Origin of the sequence: Stenotrophomonas sp. GD03958 (assembly GCF_029839005.1) — a bacterium.
Taxonomy (GTDB): Bacteria; Pseudomonadota; Gammaproteobacteria; order Xanthomonadales; family Xanthomonadaceae; genus Stenotrophomonas; species Stenotrophomonas hibiscicola.
In genome coordinates, this window is record NZ_JAOBZT010000002.1 from 91,281 (window position 1) to 112,980 (window position 21,700).

Sequence of the window (21,700 nt, forward strand, 5' to 3'; positions counted from 1 at the left end):
ATGCTCAGGTTTCGCGCAGCGCCGTGGTGATCGGCAAACGTGCCGCGCGCAGCGCTGGGAACAGGCCGCCGACCAGGCCGATGCCCAGCGCCCATTTCAGTCCGGTCCACAGCAGTTCCGGCGACACATGGAACTTGAACACCACTGCGCTGAAGTTGCTGCCGATGGTGGACACGCTGTAGCCGTTGAACAGCAGCCACGCCACCGCACAGCCGAGCAGGCCACCCAGCAGCGCCAGCAGCATGGTTTCCAGCATCACCGCCGTCACCACCGGCAGGCCGCGGAAACCGATCGCGCGCATGGTGGCGATCTCGCGCGCACGGGTGGCCACGGCCGCATACATGGTGTTGAGTGCGCCGAACACTGCACCCACCGCCATGATCGTGCCGATCACCTTGCCGAGGATGTCGATCAGCTTGGTCAGCCCACCGCCCTGCTTGCTGTAGTAGACACGGGTGGTTTCCACGTCAAGCTTCAGGCGTGGGTCGGCGGCGACTGCTGCCTTGAACTGCTCGAAGCCGGCCTTGCCCTCGGTACGCACGCTGATCGACTGCCAGGCGCTGCGCTGGTAGGTGGTGGCCAGTGTATCGGCGTCGGTCCACAGCTCCGAATCGTGCGCATCGCCGGTGGCGAATACACCCACCACGGTCCAGGTCTGGTTGCCCAGGGTCAGCGTCCTGCCCACGTCCATGTCGCGGAACTGGCCCTTGGCACCCTGGCCGACCACGATCTCGCGCAGGCCGGTTGCGAACCTGCGGCCTTCGATGATCTTGACCTTGTCATGCACGGCCCAGGCCTGCGGACCGACGCCGCGGAACTGCGCGTTGACGTCGGTGCCGTCGGACTTGGACACCAGGTTGACCACCTGCGACAGTTCCGGTGACAGCAACGGCCGGCCCTGCGCATCGCGGCTGATGCCGGGCAGGGTGGACAGCATCGGTACCTGCTCGCGGGTGATCACCGAGTTGGTCTCGGCCTGCGAGCCACCGCGCAGCACGATGGCGGTGGTGTCATCGCCGGTGTTGTTGAGCGTGGCCTGGAAGCCTTCGCCCATCGCCAGCATCGCCACCAGCACGCCGACCACGCCGGCAATGCCGACCACGATCACCGACGATGCGCCCCAGCGTTGCGGCAGGCTGGCCACGCCGATGCGGGTGGCGGCCAACGCCAGCCGTCCGCCGCGGGTCAGCAGCAGCCACAGCGCCACCAGCACGGCCACGGTCAGCACGCCGATCCACGGCAGGCTGATCCACAGCACCAGGCCGATCGCAAGCAGCAGCACGGTTATGCCGTTGCCCAGCCACTTCTTGAGCTTGTTCATCTGCAATCCTCCTCAGCGGCCGGCCAGTGCATCGACGATTTTCAGGCGCTTGGCACGCAGCGCGGGCAGCAGCCCCACGATGATGCCGATCACCACGATCAGGCCCAGCCCCATCAGCCAGGTTGGTGTCGGTACGTGCGGCGGCAGCATGCCCATGCTCTTCGGGCCGATCGCCGGCAGGATCAGGGCGGCCAGGCCCATGCCGATCAGGCCGCCCAGGCCGATCAGCAGCACCGACTCCACCATCACCAGGGTCAGCACGGTGCCGTCCTTGAAGCCCAGCGTCTTCAGCGTGGCCAGCTCCGGCACGCGCTCGCGCACCGCCTGCGCCATGGTGTTGCCGGTCAACAGCAGCAGGGTGAAGAACACCGCACCCATGATCGAGGTGACGATCATGCCGATATCCGCGAATTGCTTGACGAAGGCCTGCTGGAACGCCGATTCGGTCTGGGTCTTGGTCTCGTGGTCGGAGTTGGCCGAGATCGCGTCGATCGCCTGCGCCACCCGTGAAGAGTGGTCCGGGTTGTCCAGCGTCACCGTGTACCAGCTCACCTGGTTCTTGATGTAGTCGTTGGATTCATCGAAGTACTTCCAGTTCATCATCAACTGGCGTTCTTCGTTGGCGGCCAGCGCACGGTCCTTGGAACGGTAGATGCCCTTGAGCACCAGCGGCCAGTCGTTGCTGCCGCCACGCGGGAAGATCGTGGCCTGCAGCGGGATGGTGTCGCCGATCTTCCAGCCGAACTGCTTGGCCAGGGTTTCGCCGACGATGGCGCCGGTACGGGTCTGCTTCCAGTCTTCCAGCTGTGCCGGGTCGATCTGCAGCTCGCGGTAGACATCGAAGTAGTTGGGGGACACCGAGAAGTTCGGGAAGAAGTTCTTCGGGTCCTGGTAGATGCCGCCAAACCACATGCCGTAGGCCACGTCGCGCACGCCGGCCACCTGGCGGACCTGGGTTTCCAGGCGGATCGGCAGCGACTGGGTGATCGACAGCCGCGAGGCCACGATCAGCCGGTTGGCACCTTCCACGCTGCCACCCGACGAGAACGCCACCCGCACCGAATCGAGCATGCCGAACAGCAGGAACGCGGCCACCACCGAGAGCAGGGTCAGCAGGGTGCGGGTACGGCTGCGGAACAGCTGCGCCCACACCAACGAGAAGTATTTCATCGCCGTGGCCTCCGTCAGTGGGCCAGCGGCGCGTCGGCCAGCTCGCCCTTGTCCAGGTGCACCGTGTGCGTGGCGTACTCGGCGGCCTTCGGGTCATGGGTGACCATGATGATGGTCTTGCCGTGTTCGCGGTTGAGCAGTTGCAGCAGGCCCAGGATCTCCTCCGCGGACTGGCGGTCGAGGTCGCCGGTGGGTTCGTCGCAGATCAGGAAGGTCGGGTCGGAGACGATCGCCCGCGCGATCGCCACGCGCTGCTGCTGGCCGCCGGACAGTTCATTCGGGCGGTGGCTGCGGCGGTCGGCCAGGCCGACCAGGGTCAGCGCGATCTCGGCGTTGCGGCGGCGCTGCGCCGCATTGAGGTGGGTCAGCAGCAGCGGCAGCTCCACGTTCTTCTGCGCGGTCAGCATCGGCATCAGGTTGTAGAACTGGAACACGAAGCCGACGTGGTGGCTGCGCCAGGTCGACAGCTGGCCGCCGCTCATCTGGTCGATGCGCTCGCCCTCGATGCTGATCTCGCCGCCGCTGGGGTTGTCCAGGCCGCCGATCAGGTTGAGCAGGGTGGTCTTGCCCGAGCCGGACGGACCCATCAGCGCGACGAAGTCGCCGCTGGCGATGTCCAGGTCGATGCCGTGCAGCACCTGCACTTTCTCGGGGCCACGCTGGTAGGTCTTGGTGATGTTGCGCAGTGAAACCAGGGTCGACATGGGTGGTTCTCCACGGAAGGCGGGAAACGGGGAAGCGCACCTGCGGTGACCGCAGGCGTGCGTCGAGCGGTGCTGCCGGCGGCGCCCATGGGCGCCAGGCCGTTACTGCGCTTGTTTCTGTTGCACCTTGGCGCCATCGCGCAGGGTGTCCGGCGGGTTCACCACCACCGATTCACCGGCGCTCACGCCCTTGAGGATCTGGCGGTCCTTGCCCATCGCCTGGCCGGCCTCGACCGTGCGCTGCTGCACGCGGTTCTCGTCACCCAGTACGAAGGCCACCGAGGCGCCCTCGCGCTGGACCACGGCGCCAGCCGGTACGCGCACGCCCTGCGGTTTGGTTGTGGCCTGCGGCTGTGCCTGTTCCAGGAAGCTGACCCGCACGCCCATTTCCGGCACGATGCGCGGGTCCTTCACCTTCAGCGCCACGCGCACCTTCACCGTGGCCTTGCCGCGGTCGGCGGTGGGGATGATGGCGATCACCTCGCCGGGAATCTTCCATTCGGGGTAGGCGTTGAGCGTGGCTTCCACCGGCATCTTCGGCTGCACGCGGCCGATGAAGGCCTCGCCGACCTCGACTTCGATCTCCAGCGAGTCCATGTCCACGATGGTGCCGATGCCGGTACGGGTGAAACCACCGCCCGCCGACAGCGGCGAAACGATTTCGCCCGGCTGCGCGGCCTTGGCGGTGACCACGCCGGAGAAGGGCGCGCGCACGATGTTGTTGTCCACACCCAGGTCGGCGATGGCCAGCTGGTCGTTGGCGACCTTGACGTTGCGCTGAGCCGTTTCCAGCTGCGCACGCAGGCTGTCGCGCTGGGCCACGGCCTGGTCGTACTGCGAACGTGACACCAGTTGCTGGCCGACCAGCGCCTGCAGGCGGCTGGCTTCGGCGGCGGCCTGCTTCTGCTGCGCCTCCAGCCCGGCCACCTGGCTGCGCGCGGCCTGCAGCTGCGAGGCATACAGGCTGCGCTGCGCATCAGCATCGATCGGGTCCAGCGTGGCCATCACCTGGCCGGCCTCGACCCGCATGCCTTCTTCGATCATCACCTCGCGCACCTTGCCGGTGATCTTGGCCGAGACCGTGGCCATGCGCCGGGCGACCACGTAGCCACTGGCGTCGAGCACCGAACTGCTGGCGCTACCCTGCTGGATGGCCACGGCCGGCGCGGTTTCCACCTCCACGGCCGGCGCACGGCCGAACAGGAACGCCACGGCAGCGGCGATCAGCAGCACGACCACGATGGTCGCGATCCACAACCAACGGCGACCACCGCCGTTGCTGCCACCACCGGAGGCGGGCGGCGGCGACTTGCGGTCGATACGGAGTTCCTTCAACAGCTCGGCAGAAGCGTTCATTCGTTCCATCACAGGCGTTCGGGCGGGTGTGGCCGGAAGCGCGGACGGCGGCGGTTCCGGCGGTGGAGCGTGCGTCACAGCATGAAGGCAGGCACAGCGATGACGGCAGTGACAGCTGTCATCCGATGACACTGACGGCGGCAACTGCGAAATGTGACCGCGGCGGCACAGGATGGCAACGTCCCCGCTGCCGGTACCGCTCATGGATCCGACCACCCCATCGCTGGCCCGCTGCAGCGGTACCGCCAAGCGTACCGTGATCTGCGGCGGGTTGCGCCGGTGCCATCTTGCCGGCGGTGGCGCCTGCGCGCAGCCAGCCGAACTGGCATGATCGGCGGCGATCATCCCCGCCTGGAACCGCCTGTGCCGTCCACCTGGCTTGCCTCCCTGCTGCGCCCCGCGCCGGACTCGGCGGTGGCCGAGACGCTGCGCCGGGGAAAATCACCCTGGAGCGAGGCGATCCACCTGCTGTGGTCGGTGTGGATCTTCCTGACGCCCTTGCTCGGCCATGGCTTCACCCTGCACTGGCTGCTGCTTACAGTGGCCAGCTATCCGGTGTTCCTGCTGCTGTACGCCAAGGTGATGGTGGCGCCACGCCATCACGCGCCGCGCTATGCCCTGGGCCTGATCGGGATGTCGCTGGTGCTGCTGCCGTGGTACCCGTCCGGGTTGACCTACTTCGTGTTCGGCTGCGTGCTGCTGCGGGTGAGCGGACGCGGCGGCTGGTGGCAGTACCTGCTGCAGCTCACTGGCCTGAACCTCCTGTTCTGCGGCCTCGCACTGCTGTTCCAGTACCCGTGGCAGAGCCTGGTCTGGATCCCCGCCGTGTCCTATATCGTCGGGCTGGTCGTGAACGTGGAGGCACTCAACCAGCAGAAGGATGCGGCACTGCAGCTTTCACAGGACGAGGTGCGGCGGCTCGCAGCCACCGCCGAGCGCGAACGCATCGGCCGCGACCTGCACGACCTGCTCGGCCATACCCTGTCGTTGATCACGTTGAAGCTGGAACTGGCCCGCAAGCTGCACGATCGTGGCGACGCGCGGGCGCGGCAGGAAATCGGCGAAGCCGAGGACATTGCCCGCGAAGCGCTGGCACAGGTGCGCAGCGCGGTTACCGGCATCCGCGCCAGTGACCTGGCCGGTGAGCTGGCGTCGGCGCGGCTGCTGCTGGAGTGCCAGCAGGTCCACCTTCAATACGCACCACCACCGGCGATGCCGGTGGATGTCGAACGCGGTCTGGCGCTGGTGCTGCGCGAGGCCGCGACCAACATCGTGCGCCATGCACAGGCGACACAGGCACGGGTGGAATTCATGCTGGAAGGACGCATGCTGGCGATGCAGATCCGCGATGATGGTCGTGGCGGCGTGCAGGCCGAGGGCAACGGGTTGTGCGGCATGCGCGAACGCGTGGCCGCCCTGGGGGGCAACCTTCAGGTTCAGTCCGCAAAGGGCGAGGGCACGCTGCTGACCGTGCGCGTGCCACTGGCTGCCGCGACCACACCGTTGCCGCCAGGCACGCCGTCGTCGCTGGTGCAGGACGGTGCCGCATGATCCGCATCCTGCTGGCCGAGGACCAGGCGATGGTGCGCGGCGCACTGTCGGCGCTGCTGGGGTTGGAGCCTGATATCGAGGTGCTGGGCAGCGCCGCCGACGGCGAAACCGCGTGGCGCATGCTGCAGCAGCTGAAGCCGGACATCCTGGTCACCGACATCGAGATGCCGGGCCTGTCCGGGCTCGAGCTTGCCCAGCGCATCGCGCGTCACGAGCTGCCGATCAAGGTGGTGATCGTGACCACCTTCGCCCGTGCCGGTTTCCTGCGCCGCGCGCTGGAAGCCGGCGTGCTGGGCTACCTGCTGAAGGATGCACCGGCCGAGAACCTGGCCGATGCCCTGCGCAAGGTGAAACAGGGCATCCGCGCGATCGACCCGCAGCTGGCACTGGATGCGTGGTCGCAGGCCGATCCGCTGACCGACCGCGAGCGCCGCGTGCTGCGGCTGGCGGGCGAGGGCCGCACCGCCAGCGAGATCGCCGAGCAGCTGGGGTTGTCGCACGGTACGGTGCGCAATTACCTGTCCGAGTGCATCGGCAAGCTGGGTGTGGCCAACCGGATCGAGGCGTACCGGCTGGCGCGGCAGAAGGGATGGCTGTAGGGGCGTGCGCCGACGCACTGGTAGCGCCGGGCGCTGCCCGGCGGATCATTTCCGCGACCGCGGAGAGGTGTCACTTTCTTTGCTGGTGCAAAGAAAGTAACCAAAGAAACACGCCGCCAGAGCGCGAGCCGGTGCTACGCACCGGTGCCCTGCGCTTCTCGGGGAATCAGGGGACGGCGCCGAACTCGCTTCGCTCAAACACCGGCGCCTCTACGCCCCTGATTCCCCTGCGATGCTCGGCTCGCTAGAAGGCGGACCCAACGTCAAAAGCCACAGCTGCACCCAGTAGATCCACGCCATGCGTGGATGCTGTTGCTCTTGATCTTGCCCTTCCAGTCCGCCTTGAGCGAGCCGAGCACCGCAGGTCCGGCGAGGGCGAAGAGGCACGGGTGTCTGAGCGCAGCGAGTTCCCGTGCCGTCCCTCGGCGGGCCGAGGAGCGCAGGGCACCGGCGTGCGCAGCACGTCGGCTCGCGGCCGGCGGAGCGTTTCTTTGGTTACTTTCTTTGCGCGCAAAGAAAGTGACACCCCCACGCGGTCGCGGAAACAATCCGCCGGGAACGCCCGGCGAATCCTTTCAATTCTTCCCGCGCGCCATCGCCTGGAACACCCCATCGCGCCGCACCCACAGGTGGAACAGCGCCGCACCCACGTGCATCAGCACCGTTGCGAACAGCACGTAGGCCAGCAGGCTGTGCGCATTACGCAACGCGGCATACAGCGCCGGGGTATGCGGCACGATCGGCGGCAGGTGCAGGCCGCCCCACAGCACGATCGGGTAACCGCCTGCCGACAACATCGCCCAGCCGATCAACGGCATCGCCAGCATCAGCGCATACAGCATCCAGTGCGAGGCCTTGGCCGCCATCACCTGCCAGACCGGCAGATCCGCCGGCAGCGGCGGTGGGCGATGGCGCAGCCGGTTGTACAGGCGCAGCAGCGCCAGCAGCAGGATCGCGATGCCCAGCGGGCGGTGCAGGTCGATCAGCACGGGACGCAGGTGCAGCGAGGCGACCATGGTCACGCCGATGAACAGCATGGCGACGATCATCAGCGCCATGGACCAGTGCAGCACCCGCGCCAGCAGGTTGAAGTGGCCGTTGCCGGTGCTCATCGTGCGGCCTCCTTCCGTTGCTCGACGTTGCCGGTGGCGCGCTCGCGTTCGCGGCGGTTGAAGGACTGCGAATACACGGCCGAGCGGGCCGCCAGGATCGGATCATTACTGCCGCGCACCCCACTGGGCAGGATCAGCGGATCGAAGTTGATCTGGCCGCAGGCACCCTGTTCCTGCGACTGCATGCGGTCCACGCTGAGTACGCCCGCCACTACCTGGTCACGCGACTCGGGCCATGGCACCGACGGATCATCGATGGCATCGCCGGGCTCGGCGGTGGTCACGACCAGGTTCCAGCGCACCGGGCCGTTGGCCAGGCGCTGCTGCAGTTCCTGGCTGAGGAAATCGACGCTGGCCTGCTTGCGCGTTTCCGCATCCATCTCCACTACCGGCGCCTGCGGCTGCCAGCGCCAGCGCACCGCGCGCTTCTGGCCCTGCGCATTGGTGAACCAGAAGCTGTTGACGCTGTTGAAGGTGGTGTCGGCCCAGCTGCTGGTCCACGGCGCCGTCTTGGCCCACTGCTGGAAGGCCTGCGCACTGGGGTACTTCGCCAGCACCGCAGCCATCTTCTGCGGGTCGGGCTTGCCGGTGGCCGGGTCGGGAATGGAAGCGCGGGTCTGCTCGTAGAACGCCTCGGCGCTGGGCACCGCGAAGAACGGGAAGCTGTTCATCGCCATGCGCCATTCCTGCCCATCATCGCTGACCATCTGCACCGCGAGGCTGCGCACGCGTGCAGTGTTGTCGGCGCCGTACGGGTCGCCGCCGCCGATCGACAGGCGGCCCATCACCGGCACGCGGCGCTGCGAGAACACCCGTGCACTGGACAGGGTGCGGGCCTGCGCACTGGGTTCGAACCAGCCGCTTACGCAGATGCCCTTGCTGTGCGCACGGCGGAAGCCCGGATGGGCCGGGCCGGTGGCCTCGATGGTGTCGGTGAAGCGCTGCGCGGTCAGGCGGTTTCCAATCCAGCCGGCCAGCCAGGCGAAGGCCAGCGCGACGGCACCCAGAATGAGCGCGATCAGTGCGATCCAGAGCAGCGGCGAATGCCTGCGCGGTGCGCCCGCCGTCTGGCCGGCACGGGTGTAGCGGAAGAGCGACATGGTCGGAGTCCTGCCTTCACGGAGCGTGTGGGTGGTCGACCCACACATCCTCGCAGAACCCGGCCGGGGCCGAAATTCAATTTTTCGTCAGAATTTCCGGGGACGGCGTGCCGACCAACGGTCGGCACCCAACCGATCAGCTGTAGCGCTGCTTCAGCATCGTCCACGCCGAGCGCAGCGCCAGCGCTTCGCCACCGGCCGGACGGCCCGGGCGCTCGCCGTCGTTCCAGGCATACACGTCCAGGTGCGCCCAGCGCTGGCCGTCTTCCAGGAAGCGTTCCAGGTACAGCGCGGCGGTAACCGAGCCGGCCATGCGCGAACCGGCGTTGGCCAGGTCGGCGATGCCGCTGCTCAGGTAGCGCAGGTAGGGGCGCCACAGCGGCATGCGCCAGACCGGGTCGCGGGTCGCGTCACCGGCCTGCAGCCACTGCTGGGCCACCGTGTCGTCGTTGCTGAACAGTGCCGGCAGGTCCGGGCCCAGGGCGATGCGCGCGGCACCGGTGAGGGTGGCGAAGTCCAGCACCAGGTCCGGTTTCTGCTCACCGGCGAAGGTCAATGCGTCGCACAGGATCACGCGGCCCTCGGCGTCGGTGTTGTCGATCTCCACGCTCAGGCCCTTGCGGGTGGCGATGACCTCGCCCGGACGGAACGCATCGGGGCCGATCGCGTTTTCCACAGCGGGCACCAGCAGGGTCAGGCGCACCGGCAGCCCGCGCGCCATCACCAGGCCGGCCAGGGCCAGTGCGTGCGCGGCGCCGCCCATGTCCTTCTTCATGTTGCGCATGCCGTCGGCCGGCTTGATGTCCAGCCCGCCGGTATCGAAGCACACGCCCTTGCCCACCAGCACCAGTGCCGGGTCGGTCTCCCTGCCCCAGCGCAGCACGACCAGGCGCGGCGCACGATGCGAAGCGCGGCCCACGGCGTGGATGGCCGGGAAATTCTGCTTCAGCAGTTCGTCGCCGGTAATCGCCTCGACCTGCGCACCATGTGCATCGGCCAGCGCGCGCGCGGCGTCTTCCAGCTGCTGCGGGCCCATGTCTTCGGTCGGGGTGTTGACCCAGTCGCGCACGCGCAGGCTGGCGGCGATCAGGTCGGCCACTTCGCCGGTCGGCGAGGCCACCAGCTGCGCCGGTGCGCGGTTGCGCTTGCGATAGCGGTCAAAGCGGTAGCTGCCCAGGCCCCAACCCAGCTGCAGCAGCGCCAGTTCGGCGGCCGGCAGTTCATTGGCCAGCTGCCAGACGCTGCCTTCCGGCAGCGCGTGCGGCGCATGCGCATAGCTGTAGGCATCGGCACGATCACCCACGCCCATCACGGCACCGGCCAGGCCATCGGCGCCCGGCAGCAGTGCCACGCTGTGGGCGCCGGCGTTGAAGCCCTGCGATGCCAACCACGCCTGGGTGGCAGCCGGCTGGCTGTCCTTCCAGGCGGCGAACTGCTCGCGGTCCAGCACGTACAACGGCAGCGCCGCAGCGGTGTCGGCGGTGAAACCAGTGATCTCGCTCATGCGTCAGGTACTCCGGGGTGCGGCGGCGTCGAGGTTGGCATCCAACCAGTCGGCCAGGCCGGTAAGGGTGTCGAACTGCAGGTCCGGCTGCAGCTGCGGATGGGTCCAGGTGGCTGCGTCGCGGTTGATCCAGCAGCCGCGCAGGCCGGCGGCAATCGCCCCGGCCACGTCCATGTCGACATGATCGCCGACGTGTAGCACCTGTGCCGGTGCCGCACCCAGGCGGGTGCACGCGGCATGGAAAATGCTGGCTTCGGGCTTGGCCGCGCCGTGTTCGCGCGAACCCAGCTGGAAGGCGAAATGATGGGCCAGGCCGATCCGCTCCAGGTCGGCGTTGCCGTTGCTCAGCGCCGCCACCGGTACCCGTGCGGCAATGCGCGCCAGCGCGTCGATCGCATCGGGATAGCACTCCACCTGGTTGCGCGCGGCGTAGAACACTTCATACGCAGGCTCCAGCAGATCGAGGCTGGCACCGCTGGTGTGCAGTGCTTCGTGCAGGGTCAGCCGGCGCAGCGCACTCAGGTCGTGGTGGAGGTGCGGATGGGCGTGGTACAGCCGCTCGCGCAGTTCGCGCATCGCCTCCACCGGATACATCGCGGCGGTAGCGGGGCTGTGTTCGCACATCCAGGCGTGCAGGACCTGTTCGATGCGGGCGCCGATCGGAGCGAACGGCCACAGCGTGTCGTCAAGGTCGAGGGTGATGGCTTGGACGGGGAAATTCACCCCGCCATTCTACCCCTGCCCGCGCGGGCTTTCATGCGACGCGGCGGGCGGGTGGGCACTGTGGCTGGGCCGGGTCAGCGCAGGTTGTACGAGCAGGCGATGGTGGTCTGGCCGTCGAACTGCTGCACGTCCAGGTTGTGCCGCCCAACTTCCTTCGTGTAGGTGCCTGCTACCGGGTCGGACATCTTCGCCAGTGCCGCGACCTGTTCCACACTGGCCGAGCTGAAGTACGCGGTGAAACTGTCGATGCCATCCTCGCCGCTGTCGCCGTCATAGGACTGCAGCCGGTTCACGGGCTGGCCCAGCACCATCAAGGGCGTGGTCAGCCGGAACTCGCCGCTGGATTCGCCGTCCTGCACCCTTGCCGGGGCCGGTGTCAGCATCCGGGCCATGGCGTCGAACTGTATGGGCGTGAGGTGCCGCTTGCAGGTAACCGCCTCAGCAAGCTGGGTGCGCGCCTGATCGGCAGTCGGCGGTGTCGCGGCGAACGCGGGAGCGGCAATGCAGGCCAAGGCAAGGCAACGCGTGGCGAGAGAGTTCATCCGAGCGGATCCATCCGGGTAGGGCGCCATAGTCTGCCACTTCGTCCCTGTTTCTGGTTCCGCCACCTGCGTCCATCCGTTGTTGATGCCCTCACTCCAGCAGGCGTGCCCAGCCCTGCATGCCGTCCAGGCGTGCCAGCACCAGCTTGATGCACACCAGCAGCGGCACCGCCAGCAGCAGCCCGATCATGCCCCAGGCCCAGCCGAACACCATCAGCGCCAGGATCAGCACCAGCGGCGACAGCTTCATCCGACGGCCCAGCACGATCGGGGTCACCATCTGCCCTTCCAGTGTGTGCAGGCCCAGGTAGGCGGCTGCGGGCAGCAGGGCCTGCAGCGGGTCGCGGAACTCGACGAAGCCCATCAACAGCATCAGCGCCACGCCGATCAGCGGACCCACATACGGCGCAAAATTCAGCAGCGCGGCCACCGTGCCCCACAGCAGCGCTTCCTGCAGGCCGATACCGAGCAGCATCAGCACGCCGGCGAACACCAGCCCGACCAAGGTGTTGATCACGCTGATGGTCAGCACGTAACGCGAGACCTCGCGTTCGATCGAACGCAGGATGTCCGTAGTGAAGCGCTGCTGCTGGCGGTTGGGGAACAGGGCGATCGCCGCGCGCTGCAGGCTCTGCCCGTAGATCATGAAGAACAGCGTCAGCAGCACCACGGCCAACACCGAGGCAGCCAGCCGCGGTGCACGGGTCAGCATGCGGTAGGGGTCGTCGAGCTGGGTGCGGATCACCTGCACCTTGTGGTTGCTGTCACCGCCGGCCACACGGGCGAAGTTTTCCGCCGCCTGGTTGGCCTGCTGCACCGGCTTGGTCAGGTTCTGCACCTGGCGGGCGACCTTGCGCAGCTGCTGCGGTGCTTCCTGCGCCCATTCCATCGCCGGTCCGATCAGCTGCACGGCCAGCGAACCGGTCACGCCCAGGCCCGCACCGAGGATCAACAGCGCGCCCAGCGCGCGCGGGATCCACAGCTTCTGCAGCAGGCGCAGGATGGGATTGCCGACCAGCGCGAAGAACATCGCAAGCAGCACCGGCAGGATGATGTCCTGCGCCGCCCATAGCGTATAGCCCACGGCCAGGGTCGCCAGCACCACCAGCGACATCGGTCCGCGTGGGCGCGACGGGGGCGGCAGCGGTGCCTCGGATGCGTCGTGGCCGGCCGGTGACGGGGACAGGGAGGACTCGCTCATCGACGCATCAGCCGGAAAGGGGAGCGCATTATCCGCCGGCCGCGACCGGCGCGGCGGATTCCAGGGATCAACGTTCGGACAGCTCGGTGGCCGCCTCGGCCGGGCGCGGTTCGCGCAGGTCCGGTTCCGGCTCCGGCTCCGGCACAGCTCGCGCTGCCGCTGCGGGCCGTGCGTCAGCGGCGGAGGCCGCTGCGTGTGCCTGTTCGCTGGCATCGCCGGCTTCCTCGGCCGCATCGTCGGCGGTGGCCGCCGCCTGCGCCGCCATCGCCGTGGCGAACGCCGCCTGCGCACTGGCGAACAGGTTCGAGACCGAACCCACCATCTGCAGCCAGCGCGCACCGTTGACCTTGCCCGGCATTTCCAGCTTGCCGGCAATGAAGCCACCGGCCAGGCCCACTACCACGATGCGTAGTGGCGACCAGCCCTGGCGCCAGACCTGGCCGAGCGTGGACCAGTGGTCCTGGGTCTCGATCAGACGCACGGTTACCACCTGTTCGCAGCGCTTCACCCGACGCTGCAGCGCACCGAACTTCATGGCTTGCCCTCTGGCAGCTCCACATCGGCATCGGGGTCGTCTTCGCTGGGCTCGTCGAACAGGCCCAGGCGGGACAGCTGGCGCCGGGTTGCGTGCATGCCGGTGTGGTGGAAGAAGTAGGACACCCGCCAGATCGCATAACCGGTGACGGCCAGGCTCAGCAGCGAGGTGATCAGCAGTGCCTGCAGCCAGCTCAGGCCCCAGCTTTGCAGCAGCGCGATAAGGGTGGCGGCCATCAGCAGCCAGGCCGACGCACCAAATACGATCGCTACGCCGGCCCAGGCCAGCGCGCGGCCGAAGGCACTGCGTGCCAGCGCGAAGTCGGCCGAGGCCAACCGGCGCAGCGAACGCAGCGAGTGCTTGGCCGAGTCGGCAGCGGCACGACCGGCCGCGCCGACCTGGCGGATGCTCTCATCCAGCGGCGGGGTAGCCGCCGGATCAGGGGCTTGCGCGTTGTCTTCGCTCACGCCGCGGCTTACTTGTCGCTGCTGCCGCGGGCCAGCTTGGCGATGATCCAGCCGGCCGCGAAGGCAACACCGAACGAGGCCAGCGGACGCTCACGGATCAATTCGGCGGCGCTGTCGATCAGGTCCTTGCCCTTGTCCATCAGCGCATCGACCTGCTCCTTGGCGGCGGCACCACCAAACTCGGCAGCGGCCAGGCCGGACAGTGCGCTGTCGGATAGTTCAGCCTTGACGTTGGCCTTGCCGATGCGCAGTTCGTCGGTCGCGGCACCGGTGGCGCCCTTGATCGCACCGCCGGCGGCGCTGGCGGCCTGCTTCAGGTGGGAACCGGCTTCACCCAGGTGTTCCTTCAGGTTCTCGGTATTGGTGGGGCTCATCGAATCACTCCTGTTGCGATGGGGGAACGGCGTCGGCGGTGCCGACCTGGACTGACAGCAATAGCATTGCCGGGGTATAGGGGGTGTTACGGCAGGGCGATCAGCGCATCACGAGCTGGCCCTGCTGCTGGCCGTTGTTGCGCAGCACGCGCACCACCAGGGTCGGCGGGCGTTGCTGGAAGTTGGCGCGCCAACTGGCCAGGTCGGCGAATTCGCCCACGGTGGCGTCGGTGATGATGTCGCCCTGCTGCAGGCCGTTGCTGGCAGCGCGGCTGCCGCGCTTGACCTCGCTGACCAGCACGCCGCCGACACCGGATTGGCGCAGTGACTCGGGCAGGTCGACGAAGGTCGCACCGGTCAGGCGCGGGTCCAGGCTCTCACCGGTGACCGCGCGCGCCTGTTCCTTCAGTGTCGCCTTGATCTGCAGTGGCTTGCCTTCGCGGCGTACGTCCAGCGTCATCGCGCTGCCGACGGCCGCCAGGCCTTCCACGTTGTGCAGGGCCTCGGCGCTGTCCACGCGCTGGCCGTTGGCCGACACCACCACGTCGCCCGGCTTCAGCCCGGCTGCGGCGGCGGCCGAACCGGCCAGCACGCGGGTGATCAGCGCACCGCGGGTTTCGCCCAGGCCCAGGCCCTGCGCGATCTGCGCGGTCAGGTTCTGGCTTTCCACGCCCAGCGTGCCGCGCACCACCACGCCGTGCTTGACCAGCTGGTCGACCACGCTGCGCGCCAGGTTGGAAGGAATCGCCAGGCCCAGGCCGATGTTGCCGGCCATGCTGCCCTGCGGGTTGAAGCTGGCGGTATTGATGCCGACCAGCTGGCCCTGCAGGTCGACCAGCGCGCCACCGGAGTTGCCCGGATTGATCGACGCATCGGTCTGGATGAAGTTCTGGTAGCCCAGCCCGCGGATGCCGCTGCGGCCCACCGCCGAAACGATACCCGAGGTAACGGTCTGGCTGAAGCCGAACGGGTTGCCGATGGCCACCACGAAGTCGCCTACGCGCAGCTGGTCGCTGTTGCCGAGCTTGATGTCGGTCAGGTTCTGCGCCGGGATGCGGATCAGCGCGATGTCGGTATCGCGGTCCGAGCCGAGGAACTCGGCCTTGACCGTGCGCCCGTCCGCCAGTGTCACCTGTACGTCATCGGCGTTGTCGATGACATGGTGGTTGGTCAGCACCAGCCCCTCCTTGGCGTCGATGATCACGCCCGAGCCCAGCGATTCGTTGATGCGTTCCTGTGGGATGTCCGGGAACAGGCGGCGGAAGAACGGGTCGTTGAAGAAGGGGTTGCGCACGCGCACCACCTGCTTGGTGTTGACACTGACCACCGCCGGCATTGCCTTTTCCAGCATCGGTGCCAGCGACGGTACCGCCTGACCGGCCACCGAAGCCGGCAAGGCCGCCGTGGTCGGCAACACCGCCGGCAGCGGCGCGGCGTCGGCACGGTTGTCCATGTGGGCATTGATGCCGGTGGCAACGAAGCCACCGAAGGCGGCGGCGATTGCGAGCGTGAGCAGGGTAGGAAGCGGTCGCATGGGAGTCGGTTCGCTGGCGTGGGTGGGGGCGGCACGGCCCTACGGTAGAACAAGCTGAATGAGTGTGTCGCGATATGGATAAATGCGCCATGAAAACGCCATGCCCGGAACCCGGTCCAGCATCGCTACCGTGGGCCGCAGGCGGCAACGCCGGAGGTTCCTCGCACTGTGCCGACGTCTGCCCAAGCGCGTGGGTATGCAGGCCGATGCTTGCGCAGTTCTGCGCATCCCGATGCCGCGATGCGCCATATCGCATGCCTTTCGCTACGTCCGGGCGGGTGTGCGCACGCAGCCCCTGCCGCTGCCCGCATCGTGCGGCGCAGCACTGAAAAAAAGGGGTTTCCCGTCAACACATCGTACTCGCGAGGGTACCCGACTACACCATTGCCGTCGCATCAGATGCGATTGCTCGTGCGTGCCCCGTTCCACGATCGTCAATGTCGGTATAGCATCGCCCCGTTTTGATACTTAAGGCCCCCAGGAGGGCAACATGAGCAACGGTAATGGTGTGTCGGTCGTGACCGACGCCGTCGAGAACGTCAAAGAAACCGCCACCAACGTTGGCGAGACCATCGCCCACGCTGCCGAAGACGCAGTGCAGTCGGTCAAGAAGACCGTCAAGCGCGCGACCAAGGCTGCCGGTACCCGCGTTGCCAAGGCCAAGAAGGCCGTGGCCAAGGTCGAGAAGACCGTTGCCAAGAAGGCCGAGAAGGCCGCCAAGTCGGTCGGCAAGACTGTTGCCAACGCCAAGAAGAAGCTGGAAGCCGCCAAGAAGAACGCCAAGGCCGAAGCCGCTGCGCTGAAGAATGAAGTGGCCAAGAAGAAGGCGGCTGCAGGCAAGGCTGTGACCAAGAAGGCCGCCGCTGCCAAGAAGACCACCAAGGCCGCCACCAAGGCTGCCGGCAAGAAGGTCGCTACCGTGAAGAAGGCCGCCACCAAGAAGGCTGCCGTCGCCAAGAAGACCGTTGCCAAGAAGACCGCGGCCGCCAAGAAGGTTGTCGGCAAGAAGGTCGCTACCGCCAAGAAGTCCGTGGCCAAGAAGACCGTCGCCGCCAAGAAGGTTGCTGGCAAGAAGGCCGTGGTTGCGAAGAAGGTTGTCGGCAAGAAGGTTTCCGCCACCAGGAAGGTCGCCACCAGGAAGACCACGGCCGCCAAGAAGGTTGTCGGCAAGAAGGCTGCCGTCGCCAAGAAGGCCGTCGGCAAGAAGACCGCCGCTGCCAAGAAGGCAGTGGGCAAGAAGGTTGCCGCCACCCGCAAGACGGTTGCCAAGAAGGCTGCGCCGCTGAAGAAGGTCGCCGCCAAGAAGGCTCCGGCCAAGAAGGCCGTGCGCAAGGTCGCCAAGCGCAAGTAATCGCGCCGTGACCGAAGGCCCTGCCACCCCCGGGTGGTGGGGCCTTTCGCGTTTCAGGGACACGGTCTGGAGCAAGATGCAGGTTCTTCCTGCTGGAGCCCCGGGCATGCGCGGTATTGACTTCAGTTCCTGGCAGGGCGTGCTGTCCACCTTGGCCGGCCTGGTCCTGATCACCCTGCTGGGCGTGGGCATCCGCCTGCTGGTGATGCAGACCCTGCAGCAGCGCCGCGAGCGCGAGAACCGGCAGATCAACGAACGGCTGCGCACGCTGATGGCGGCCTACAAGACCCTGGGCGGTTCGTTCACCGGCGAACTGGGTGTGGATCCCAGCCATCGCCGTGACCTTCGCCAGCGCGAAGATGCCGAAGGCATCGCCGAGCCCCGCTCGGATCGCGCGCGCCGCATCCGTGATGCCGTGGAAGCGGCGTTGTCGGACATCCTGTTGCTGGGCACCGACGAACAGGTGCGGCTGGCCGCGCGCGCTGCCAACGAACTGGCACAGGGGCGGCCGGTACATACCCACGAACTGGTGGTCTCGCTGCGCGACTTCGTGCGCGAAGCGCTGGACCTGGCGCCGATTCCTCCCGACCTGCGGATTCCGCCGCAGGGGCCGACCCGCCCCGCTGCCAGTGGTGGCGGCAAGGGCCGCAACGATGGCGATGCCAAGGGCGGCCGTGCGGGTGGTGGCGGAGGTGGGGGCGGCGGAATGGGCGCTGGCATGGGCGGCATGGGCCTCGGTGCCGGCGCCGCACTGGGCGCCGGCCATGCCGCTGCCAGCGATGAAACGGACGCGCGCTGAGCACGTCCGCCGGGTTCAGCGGGTCAGCTCGTAGATCGGCACGAAGCCGCCGTAGATCATCCGCGCACCGTCAAACGGCATCGGATTCTTCGTTGGATCAAACCGCGGGTCTTCCATCATCTTCTTCATGCCGGCGTCGCGGGTCGATTTGTCGGGCCATTCGATCCAGGAAAACACCACCGTCTCGTCCGGCGTGGCTTTCACCGCGCCGAAGAAATCGGTGGTCTTGCCGTGCGGCACGTCATCGCCCCAGCACTCCACCACGCGCAGTGCGCCGTACTCGATGAAGACCGGATCTCCTGTGCGTGCATGGGCGAGGAACTTCTCCTTGTTGGCGGTGGGAACCGCCAGGACGAAACCATCGATGTAGCTCATTGCCAGCCTCCGGATGGACCGTGCCACATGCACGGCCTTCAAGTACACGACGAACCAGCGCGGCGGGGATCGACATCCCGCGTACGCCTGTTCAGCCCGAGCCACCCGGGAGCGGGGCCAGCGCCGTATCCGGTGGCTGCTGGCCGGCCAGGTGGCGCACGAAGTAGTCCCACATGCGGTGCGTATAGGTGGCGTCGTTGCGGAACAGTTCGTGGTCCTGTCGAGCCAGGTACAGCAGGTCGTAGCGACGCTGGGCCTTGTTCAGGGCCGCGGCCAGCTGCAGGGTAAGCGCGGGTGGCGCGTTCTCGTCCAGTTCGCCATAGACCAGCAGCAGATGCCCGCGCAGGTTGCTGGCCAGCGCCGCATTGTCGAGACCGGCAAAGGGCGCCGGCACGCCATCGGCCATGGCTGTAGCTGGCACAACGCCACCGAACAGCCGGTCCATGCCGTGCAGGGCGCCGCCGTACATGCCCTGGAAATTGTGGCTGCCGGCCGAGGCCACGGCCACCCTGTAGAACGCGGGGTAGCGCAGCAGGGCACGCGCCGCGCTGTAGCCGCCGAACGAATGCCCATAGATGCCGACCCGCTGCAGGTCGATGCCCGGGTAGCGTTCGCCCAGCTGGCGCAGCGCGGCCACATGGTCATCCAGCTGCACATCGGCGCCGTGAAGGAAGCTGCTGTCATGGAAGGCCTTGTCGCGGCCACCGGTGCCGCGCGCATCGATGCTGACCACCATGAAGCCGAGTTCGGCAAGGCTGGCGCGGGATACCGGGTTCAAGGCAGACACCGCCTCAGCGTAGGTCACCGGCGCATTGCTGATGAAGGAACCACCGTACATCGCGTCGATCACCGGGAAGCTGCCATCATCGCGATAGTCACGAGGCAGGTAGACGGTGGCGAAGATCGGCGTGCGCCCATCGGCGGCCAGCAGCCGCTCGCGCCGTGGTGGGCGCCAACCGGCAGCAACGATTGCGCTGTCATCGGCCGTTTCCAGCACCATCACTTCACGGCCGTCATCGCTGGCCCGCAGCACGGTGCGTGGTGGCTGGTCGAGACGGGAAACGGTATCCACCAGATGGCCGCCGCCAGGCGACAGCGCCTGCGGCGCGCGTGCCCCGAACAGCGCGCCGGTACCGGCATCGGCCATGTGGTCGTTGCCATCGGCGGCCAGGCGCTGGATCGGACCGCCCTGCAGCGATACCCGGTACAGGCCGCGCACATAGGGGTCGCCACCGTCGACGCCACCGGCGCTGAAGTACGCCCAGCCACCCGCAGCGTCCACACCCAGCAGGTCACGCACCACCCATTTGCCGCGGGTGAGCTGGCGCAGCACTTTGCCGTCGGACAGGCGCACCCGGTACAGATGGCCCCAGCCATCGCGCTGCGAGAACCACACGGCGGTGTCCTGCCCGGGCAGGATGGCCACCGCGGGCCGGTTGTAGGAATACACGTTGAGCTGCAGGCGAGTGTCGCTGGCTTCTTCCAGAACCGTACGCAATGCACCGCTGTTGGCATCGATCTCCACCAGGCGCAGCCTGCGCGGTGTGCCGAAGTGCGCGATCACGGCATACAACCGATCACCGTCCCAACCCAGGATGCCGGCCTCGCTGAGCGTGTTCCAGCCCTCGGGCAGCGCGATTGGGGATATCGATCACATACAGGCTGTCGCGTACCTGCTGTGCATCGCCCAGCACCCCCAGCTTCACGGTATGCACGCGCGGCCGCGCGCTGTGGGTCGGGCTGCTTTCCAGATAGGGATAGTCCTGCAGCGCGCGTTCGTCGTAGCGGATGCCGGCTGCGTAACGGCCATCGGGTGACCAGCTCACCGCAAACGGTCGTGTCGGCATCCGGCCCTGACGGCGTGGAATGCCGCGCAGGGTGAAGTCCGGCAGTACGCCATAGCCATGCCCAGCTTCACCGCCCTGGGTCAGTAGCTGCGGCGCCGCTCCAGAGCGCTGCAGCCACAGGTTGTGGTCGCGTACCTGCAGCCAGGCATCACCGCCGGGCGACGGCAGTGCATCAGCCGACGGCAACGCCTGTTGTGCGGCCGTGCACTGCAGGCGTGGCCATTGGCAGTTGATCTCCGCCTCGCCGTTGAACTGCAGGCGCAGGCCATCATCCAGTACCTGCACGTTGTTCAAGCGCAGGCGTGGCCCGCTGGCACCCAGAGGTGCAACTGCGGCGTCCAGCGCATCGGGTTCGAACAGGATCTGGCGCGTAGCCTGGATTGGATCGACCAGTATCGCCTGGCGCCGGCCCTGTGTGTCTTCGCGTTCGTACCAGAAGCGCCCATCGGCCACCCAGTGGGGCAGGACCGATGCATTGCGCAGCGCACCGCGCAGATGACTGTCATGCACGCGTTCGGCGCGCTGGTAGTCAGCCGCCTGCAGCGCGTGCGCGGCATGGATCGGAAACAGGGAAGCGCAGGCCAGGAGGGCGGCGCGAACAGGCATCAGCAGCGGATCGGAAACGTGCAAGGCAACCTCCTGTTGCAGTCGGTGCGGATGACAAATGCACGCGCGCCGCGCGCGTATGCCAGAGACAGCCTGAATCAAGCCAGAAAATTCAGCAATGCGAAGACCGCTGTTTTCAGGGAGCGTTGTGGCGAATAACGGAGAATTTACATTCCCGATGCGATGGCGCTCTGGCGCTGCTGCACACCATAAGAAAGTAAAGGTGTACCCCCATGAAGAATTCGCTGATTGCTCTGGCCCTGGCCGCTGCCCTGCCGTTCACCGCCTCGGCTGCTGAGAACCTGTCGTACAACTATGCCGAAGCCGACTACGCCAAGACCGACATCGATGCGTTCAAGGCCGACGGCTGGGGCGTGAAGGGCTCGTACGGCTTCCTGCCGAACTTCCACGCCTTCGGTGATTACAGCCGCCAGGAAATCGACCACACCAACATCAAGCTGGACCAGTGGAAGATCGGCGCCGGCTACAACGTTGAAATCGCTCCGACCACCGACTTCGTTGCTCGCGTTGCCTACCAGAAGCGCGACCAGAAGCACGGCCTGGACTTCAACGGCTACAGCGCTGAAGCCGGTATCCGCACCGCCTTCGGTGCCCACGCCGAAGTCTACGGCATGGTCGGCTACGAAGATTTCTCGAAGAAGCACGGCATCAATCCGGAAGGCCAGTGGTACGGCCGCCTGGGTGGTCAGGTCAAGCTGAACCAGAACTGGGGCCTGAACGGCGAGCTGAAGATGAACCGCGACGGCGACAAGGAATACACCGTCGGTCCGCGCTTCAGCTGGTAATCGCACACTCGGCGCGCCTGCGCGCTGAAGATGCCTCGACAGGCCCGGCTCACGCCGGGCCTGTTGCGTTGTGGGGACCCGAAACCGCAGCTGAGCATGTTCCGGGGGCACTGCTGCGTTGCA

At 67.2% G+C, this 21,700-nt stretch carries 20 protein-coding genes and 1 pseudogene; 5 read left to right on the forward strand and 16 right to left on the reverse strand.

Annotated elements, in window-relative coordinates:
- Positions 1-4: 4 nt before the first annotated feature.
- The 4 genes from N5C25_RS01130 to N5C25_RS01145 all read right to left on the reverse strand — a co-directional run bounded on the left by N5C25_RS01130 (position 5) and on the right by N5C25_RS01145 (position 4,551).
- Complete coding sequence (locus N5C25_RS01130; RefSeq protein WP_058979810.1) at positions 5-1,321, reverse strand: ABC transporter permease; 1,317 nt, start codon at positions 1,319-1,321, stop codon at positions 5-7.
- Between the two features lie 12 nt (positions 1,322-1,333).
- Entirely contained in the window at positions 1,334-2,491 is a 1,158-nt protein-coding gene (locus tag N5C25_RS01135; RefSeq protein ID WP_021203846.1) for an ABC transporter permease, read from the reverse strand.
- A gap of 14 nt (positions 2,492-2,505) precedes the next feature.
- Positions 2,506-3,195, reverse strand: a complete 690-nt coding sequence (locus N5C25_RS01140) for an ABC transporter ATP-binding protein (protein ID WP_058979812.1) — start codon at positions 3,193-3,195, stop codon at positions 2,506-2,508.
- A gap of 102 nt (positions 3,196-3,297) precedes the next feature.
- The gene (locus N5C25_RS01145) at positions 3,298-4,551 is read right to left on the reverse strand and encodes an efflux RND transporter periplasmic adaptor subunit (RefSeq protein ID WP_279936179.1); all 1,254 of its coding nucleotides are present in this window, start codon (positions 4,549-4,551) and stop codon (positions 3,298-3,300) included.
- A gap of 327 nt (positions 4,552-4,878) precedes the next feature.
- On the opposite strand from N5C25_RS01145, the gene N5C25_RS01150 reads away from it, so the two are divergent.
- Positions 4,879-6,102, forward strand: coding sequence for a sensor histidine kinase (locus tag N5C25_RS01150; RefSeq protein WP_279936180.1), 1,224 nt, complete (start codon positions 4,879-4,881; stop codon positions 6,100-6,102).
- A complete protein-coding gene (locus N5C25_RS01155) occupies positions 6,099-6,701 on the forward strand; it encodes a response regulator transcription factor (protein ID WP_058979816.1) in 603 nt (200 codons plus the stop codon). Before N5C25_RS01150 ends, N5C25_RS01155 begins: the two co-directional genes overlap by 4 nt.
- Before the next feature lie 575 nt (positions 6,702-7,276).
- On the opposite strand, the gene N5C25_RS01160 is transcribed toward N5C25_RS01155, so the two are convergent.
- The 10 genes from N5C25_RS01160 to N5C25_RS01205 form a co-directional block, all read right to left on the reverse strand.
- On the reverse strand, positions 7,277-7,813 hold the full coding sequence (locus N5C25_RS01160) for a cytochrome b (protein WP_279936181.1): 537 nt from the start codon (positions 7,811-7,813) through the stop codon (positions 7,277-7,279).
- Positions 7,810-8,913, reverse strand: a complete 1,104-nt coding sequence (locus tag N5C25_RS01165; protein WP_262213576.1) for a catalase family peroxidase — start codon at positions 8,911-8,913, stop codon at positions 7,810-7,812. Before N5C25_RS01165 ends, N5C25_RS01160 begins: the two co-directional genes overlap by 4 nt.
- A 136-nt stretch (positions 8,914-9,049) precedes the next feature.
- Positions 9,050-10,417 carry a M17 family metallopeptidase gene (locus N5C25_RS01170; RefSeq protein ID WP_088436373.1) on the reverse strand — a complete coding sequence of 456 codons (1,368 nt, stop codon included), beginning with the start codon at positions 10,415-10,417 and terminating at the stop codon, positions 9,050-9,052.
- Between the two features lie 3 nt (positions 10,418-10,420).
- Complete coding sequence (locus N5C25_RS01175) at positions 10,421-11,140, reverse strand: HAD-IA family hydrolase (protein WP_024956412.1); 720 nt, start codon at positions 11,138-11,140, stop codon at positions 10,421-10,423.
- A gap of 74 nt (positions 11,141-11,214) precedes the next feature.
- Positions 11,215-11,682, reverse strand: coding sequence for a hypothetical protein (locus tag N5C25_RS01180; protein WP_005407738.1), 468 nt, complete (start codon positions 11,680-11,682; stop codon positions 11,215-11,217).
- 91 nt (positions 11,683-11,773) lie between these two features.
- Positions 11,774-12,883, reverse strand: a complete 1,110-nt coding sequence (locus N5C25_RS01185; RefSeq protein WP_019661808.1) for an AI-2E family transporter — start codon at positions 12,881-12,883, stop codon at positions 11,774-11,776.
- Positions 12,884-12,950: 67 nt separating this feature from the next.
- Positions 12,951-13,418, reverse strand: coding sequence for a protein sip-5 (locus tag N5C25_RS01190; RefSeq protein ID WP_279936182.1), 468 nt, complete (start codon positions 13,416-13,418; stop codon positions 12,951-12,953).
- On the reverse strand, positions 13,415-13,885 hold the full coding sequence (locus tag N5C25_RS01195; RefSeq protein WP_019661806.1) for a phage holin family protein: 471 nt from the start codon (positions 13,883-13,885) through the stop codon (positions 13,415-13,417). The genes N5C25_RS01190 and N5C25_RS01195 overlap by 4 nt, the downstream gene beginning before the upstream one ends.
- Before the next feature lie 8 nt (positions 13,886-13,893).
- A complete protein-coding gene (locus N5C25_RS01200; protein ID WP_010486932.1) occupies positions 13,894-14,259 on the reverse strand; it encodes a hypothetical protein in 366 nt (121 codons plus the stop codon).
- Positions 14,260-14,359: 100 nt separating this feature from the next.
- A complete protein-coding gene (locus N5C25_RS01205; RefSeq protein WP_019661805.1) occupies positions 14,360-15,793 on the reverse strand; it encodes a Do family serine endopeptidase in 1,434 nt (477 codons plus the stop codon).
- Between the two features lie 490 nt (positions 15,794-16,283).
- Here N5C25_RS01205 and N5C25_RS01210 point away from each other — a divergent pair, with 490 nt between their 5' ends.
- Positions 16,284-17,144, forward strand: coding sequence for a histone (locus tag N5C25_RS01210; protein WP_279936183.1), 861 nt, complete (start codon positions 16,284-16,286; stop codon positions 17,142-17,144).
- Between the two features lie 106 nt (positions 17,145-17,250).
- Positions 17,251-17,943 carry a hypothetical protein gene (locus tag N5C25_RS01215; RefSeq protein ID WP_251102061.1) on the forward strand — a complete coding sequence of 231 codons (693 nt, stop codon included), beginning with the start codon at positions 17,251-17,253 and terminating at the stop codon, positions 17,941-17,943.
- A gap of 15 nt (positions 17,944-17,958) precedes the next feature.
- Here N5C25_RS01215 and N5C25_RS01220 read toward each other — a convergent pair whose 3' ends face one another.
- Positions 17,959-18,318 carry a DUF1428 domain-containing protein gene (locus N5C25_RS01220; protein WP_005420538.1) on the reverse strand — a complete coding sequence of 120 codons (360 nt, stop codon included), beginning with the start codon at positions 18,316-18,318 and terminating at the stop codon, positions 17,959-17,961.
- Between the two features lie 91 nt (positions 18,319-18,409).
- Positions 18,410-20,795: pseudogene (locus N5C25_RS01225) on the reverse strand (prolyl oligopeptidase family serine peptidase).
- Positions 20,796-21,004: 209 nt separating this feature from the next.
- Here N5C25_RS01225 and N5C25_RS01230 point away from each other — a divergent pair.
- Positions 21,005-21,577 carry an Ax21 family protein gene (locus N5C25_RS01230; protein WP_021204739.1) on the forward strand — a complete coding sequence of 191 codons (573 nt, stop codon included), beginning with the start codon at positions 21,005-21,007 and terminating at the stop codon, positions 21,575-21,577.
- Positions 21,578-21,700 lie beyond the last annotated feature (123 nt).

What these genes read in the sequence shown, in the direction of transcription:
- N5C25_RS01205 (WP_019661805.1), bottom strand. Translation starts at nt 15,793, where the DNA reads ATGCGACCGCTTCCTACCCTGCTCACGCTCGCAATCGCCGCCGCCTTC.
- N5C25_RS01230 (WP_021204739.1), top strand. Translation starts at nt 21,005, where the DNA reads ATGAAGAATTCGCTGATTGCTCTGGCCCTGGCCGCTGCCCTGCCGTTC.
- N5C25_RS01165 (WP_262213576.1), bottom strand. Translation starts at nt 8,913, where the DNA reads ATGTCGCTCTTCCGCTACACCCGTGCCGGCCAGACGGCGGGCGCACCG.
- N5C25_RS01180 (WP_005407738.1), bottom strand. Translation starts at nt 11,682, where the DNA reads ATGAACTCTCTCGCCACGCGTTGCCTTGCCTTGGCCTGCATTGCCGCT.
- N5C25_RS01185 (WP_019661808.1), bottom strand. Translation starts at nt 12,883, where the DNA reads ATGAGCGAGTCCTCCCTGTCCCCGTCACCGGCCGGCCACGACGCATCC.
- N5C25_RS01140 (WP_058979812.1), bottom strand. Translation starts at nt 3,195, where the DNA reads ATGTCGACCCTGGTTTCACTGCGCAACATCACCAAGACCTACCAGCGT.
- N5C25_RS01215 (WP_251102061.1), top strand. Translation starts at nt 17,251, where the DNA reads ATGCGCGGTATTGACTTCAGTTCCTGGCAGGGCGTGCTGTCCACCTTG.
- N5C25_RS01150 (WP_279936180.1), top strand. Translation starts at nt 4,879, where the DNA reads ATGATCGGCGGCGATCATCCCCGCCTGGAACCGCCTGTGCCGTCCACC.
- N5C25_RS01130 (WP_058979810.1), bottom strand. Translation starts at nt 1,321, where the DNA reads ATGAACAAGCTCAAGAAGTGGCTGGGCAACGGCATAACCGTGCTGCTG.
- N5C25_RS01220 (WP_005420538.1), bottom strand. Translation starts at nt 18,318, where the DNA reads ATGAGCTACATCGATGGTTTCGTCCTGGCGGTTCCCACCGCCAACAAG.
- N5C25_RS01210 (WP_279936183.1), top strand. Translation starts at nt 16,284, where the DNA reads ATGAGCAACGGTAATGGTGTGTCGGTCGTGACCGACGCCGTCGAGAAC.
- N5C25_RS01145 (WP_279936179.1), bottom strand. Translation starts at nt 4,551, where the DNA reads ATGAACGCTTCTGCCGAGCTGTTGAAGGAACTCCGTATCGACCGCAAG.
- N5C25_RS01155 (WP_058979816.1), top strand. Translation starts at nt 6,099, where the DNA reads ATGATCCGCATCCTGCTGGCCGAGGACCAGGCGATGGTGCGCGGCGCA.
- N5C25_RS01190 (WP_279936182.1), bottom strand. Translation starts at nt 13,418, where the DNA reads ATGAAGTTCGGTGCGCTGCAGCGTCGGGTGAAGCGCTGCGAACAGGTG.
- N5C25_RS01135 (WP_021203846.1), bottom strand. Translation starts at nt 2,491, where the DNA reads ATGAAATACTTCTCGTTGGTGTGGGCGCAGCTGTTCCGCAGCCGTACC.
- N5C25_RS01200 (WP_010486932.1), bottom strand. Translation starts at nt 14,259, where the DNA reads ATGAGCCCCACCAATACCGAGAACCTGAAGGAACACCTGGGTGAAGCC.
- N5C25_RS01170 (WP_088436373.1), bottom strand. Translation starts at nt 10,417, where the DNA reads ATGAGCGAGATCACTGGTTTCACCGCCGACACCGCTGCGGCGCTGCCG.
- N5C25_RS01160 (WP_279936181.1), bottom strand. Translation starts at nt 7,813, where the DNA reads ATGAGCACCGGCAACGGCCACTTCAACCTGCTGGCGCGGGTGCTGCAC.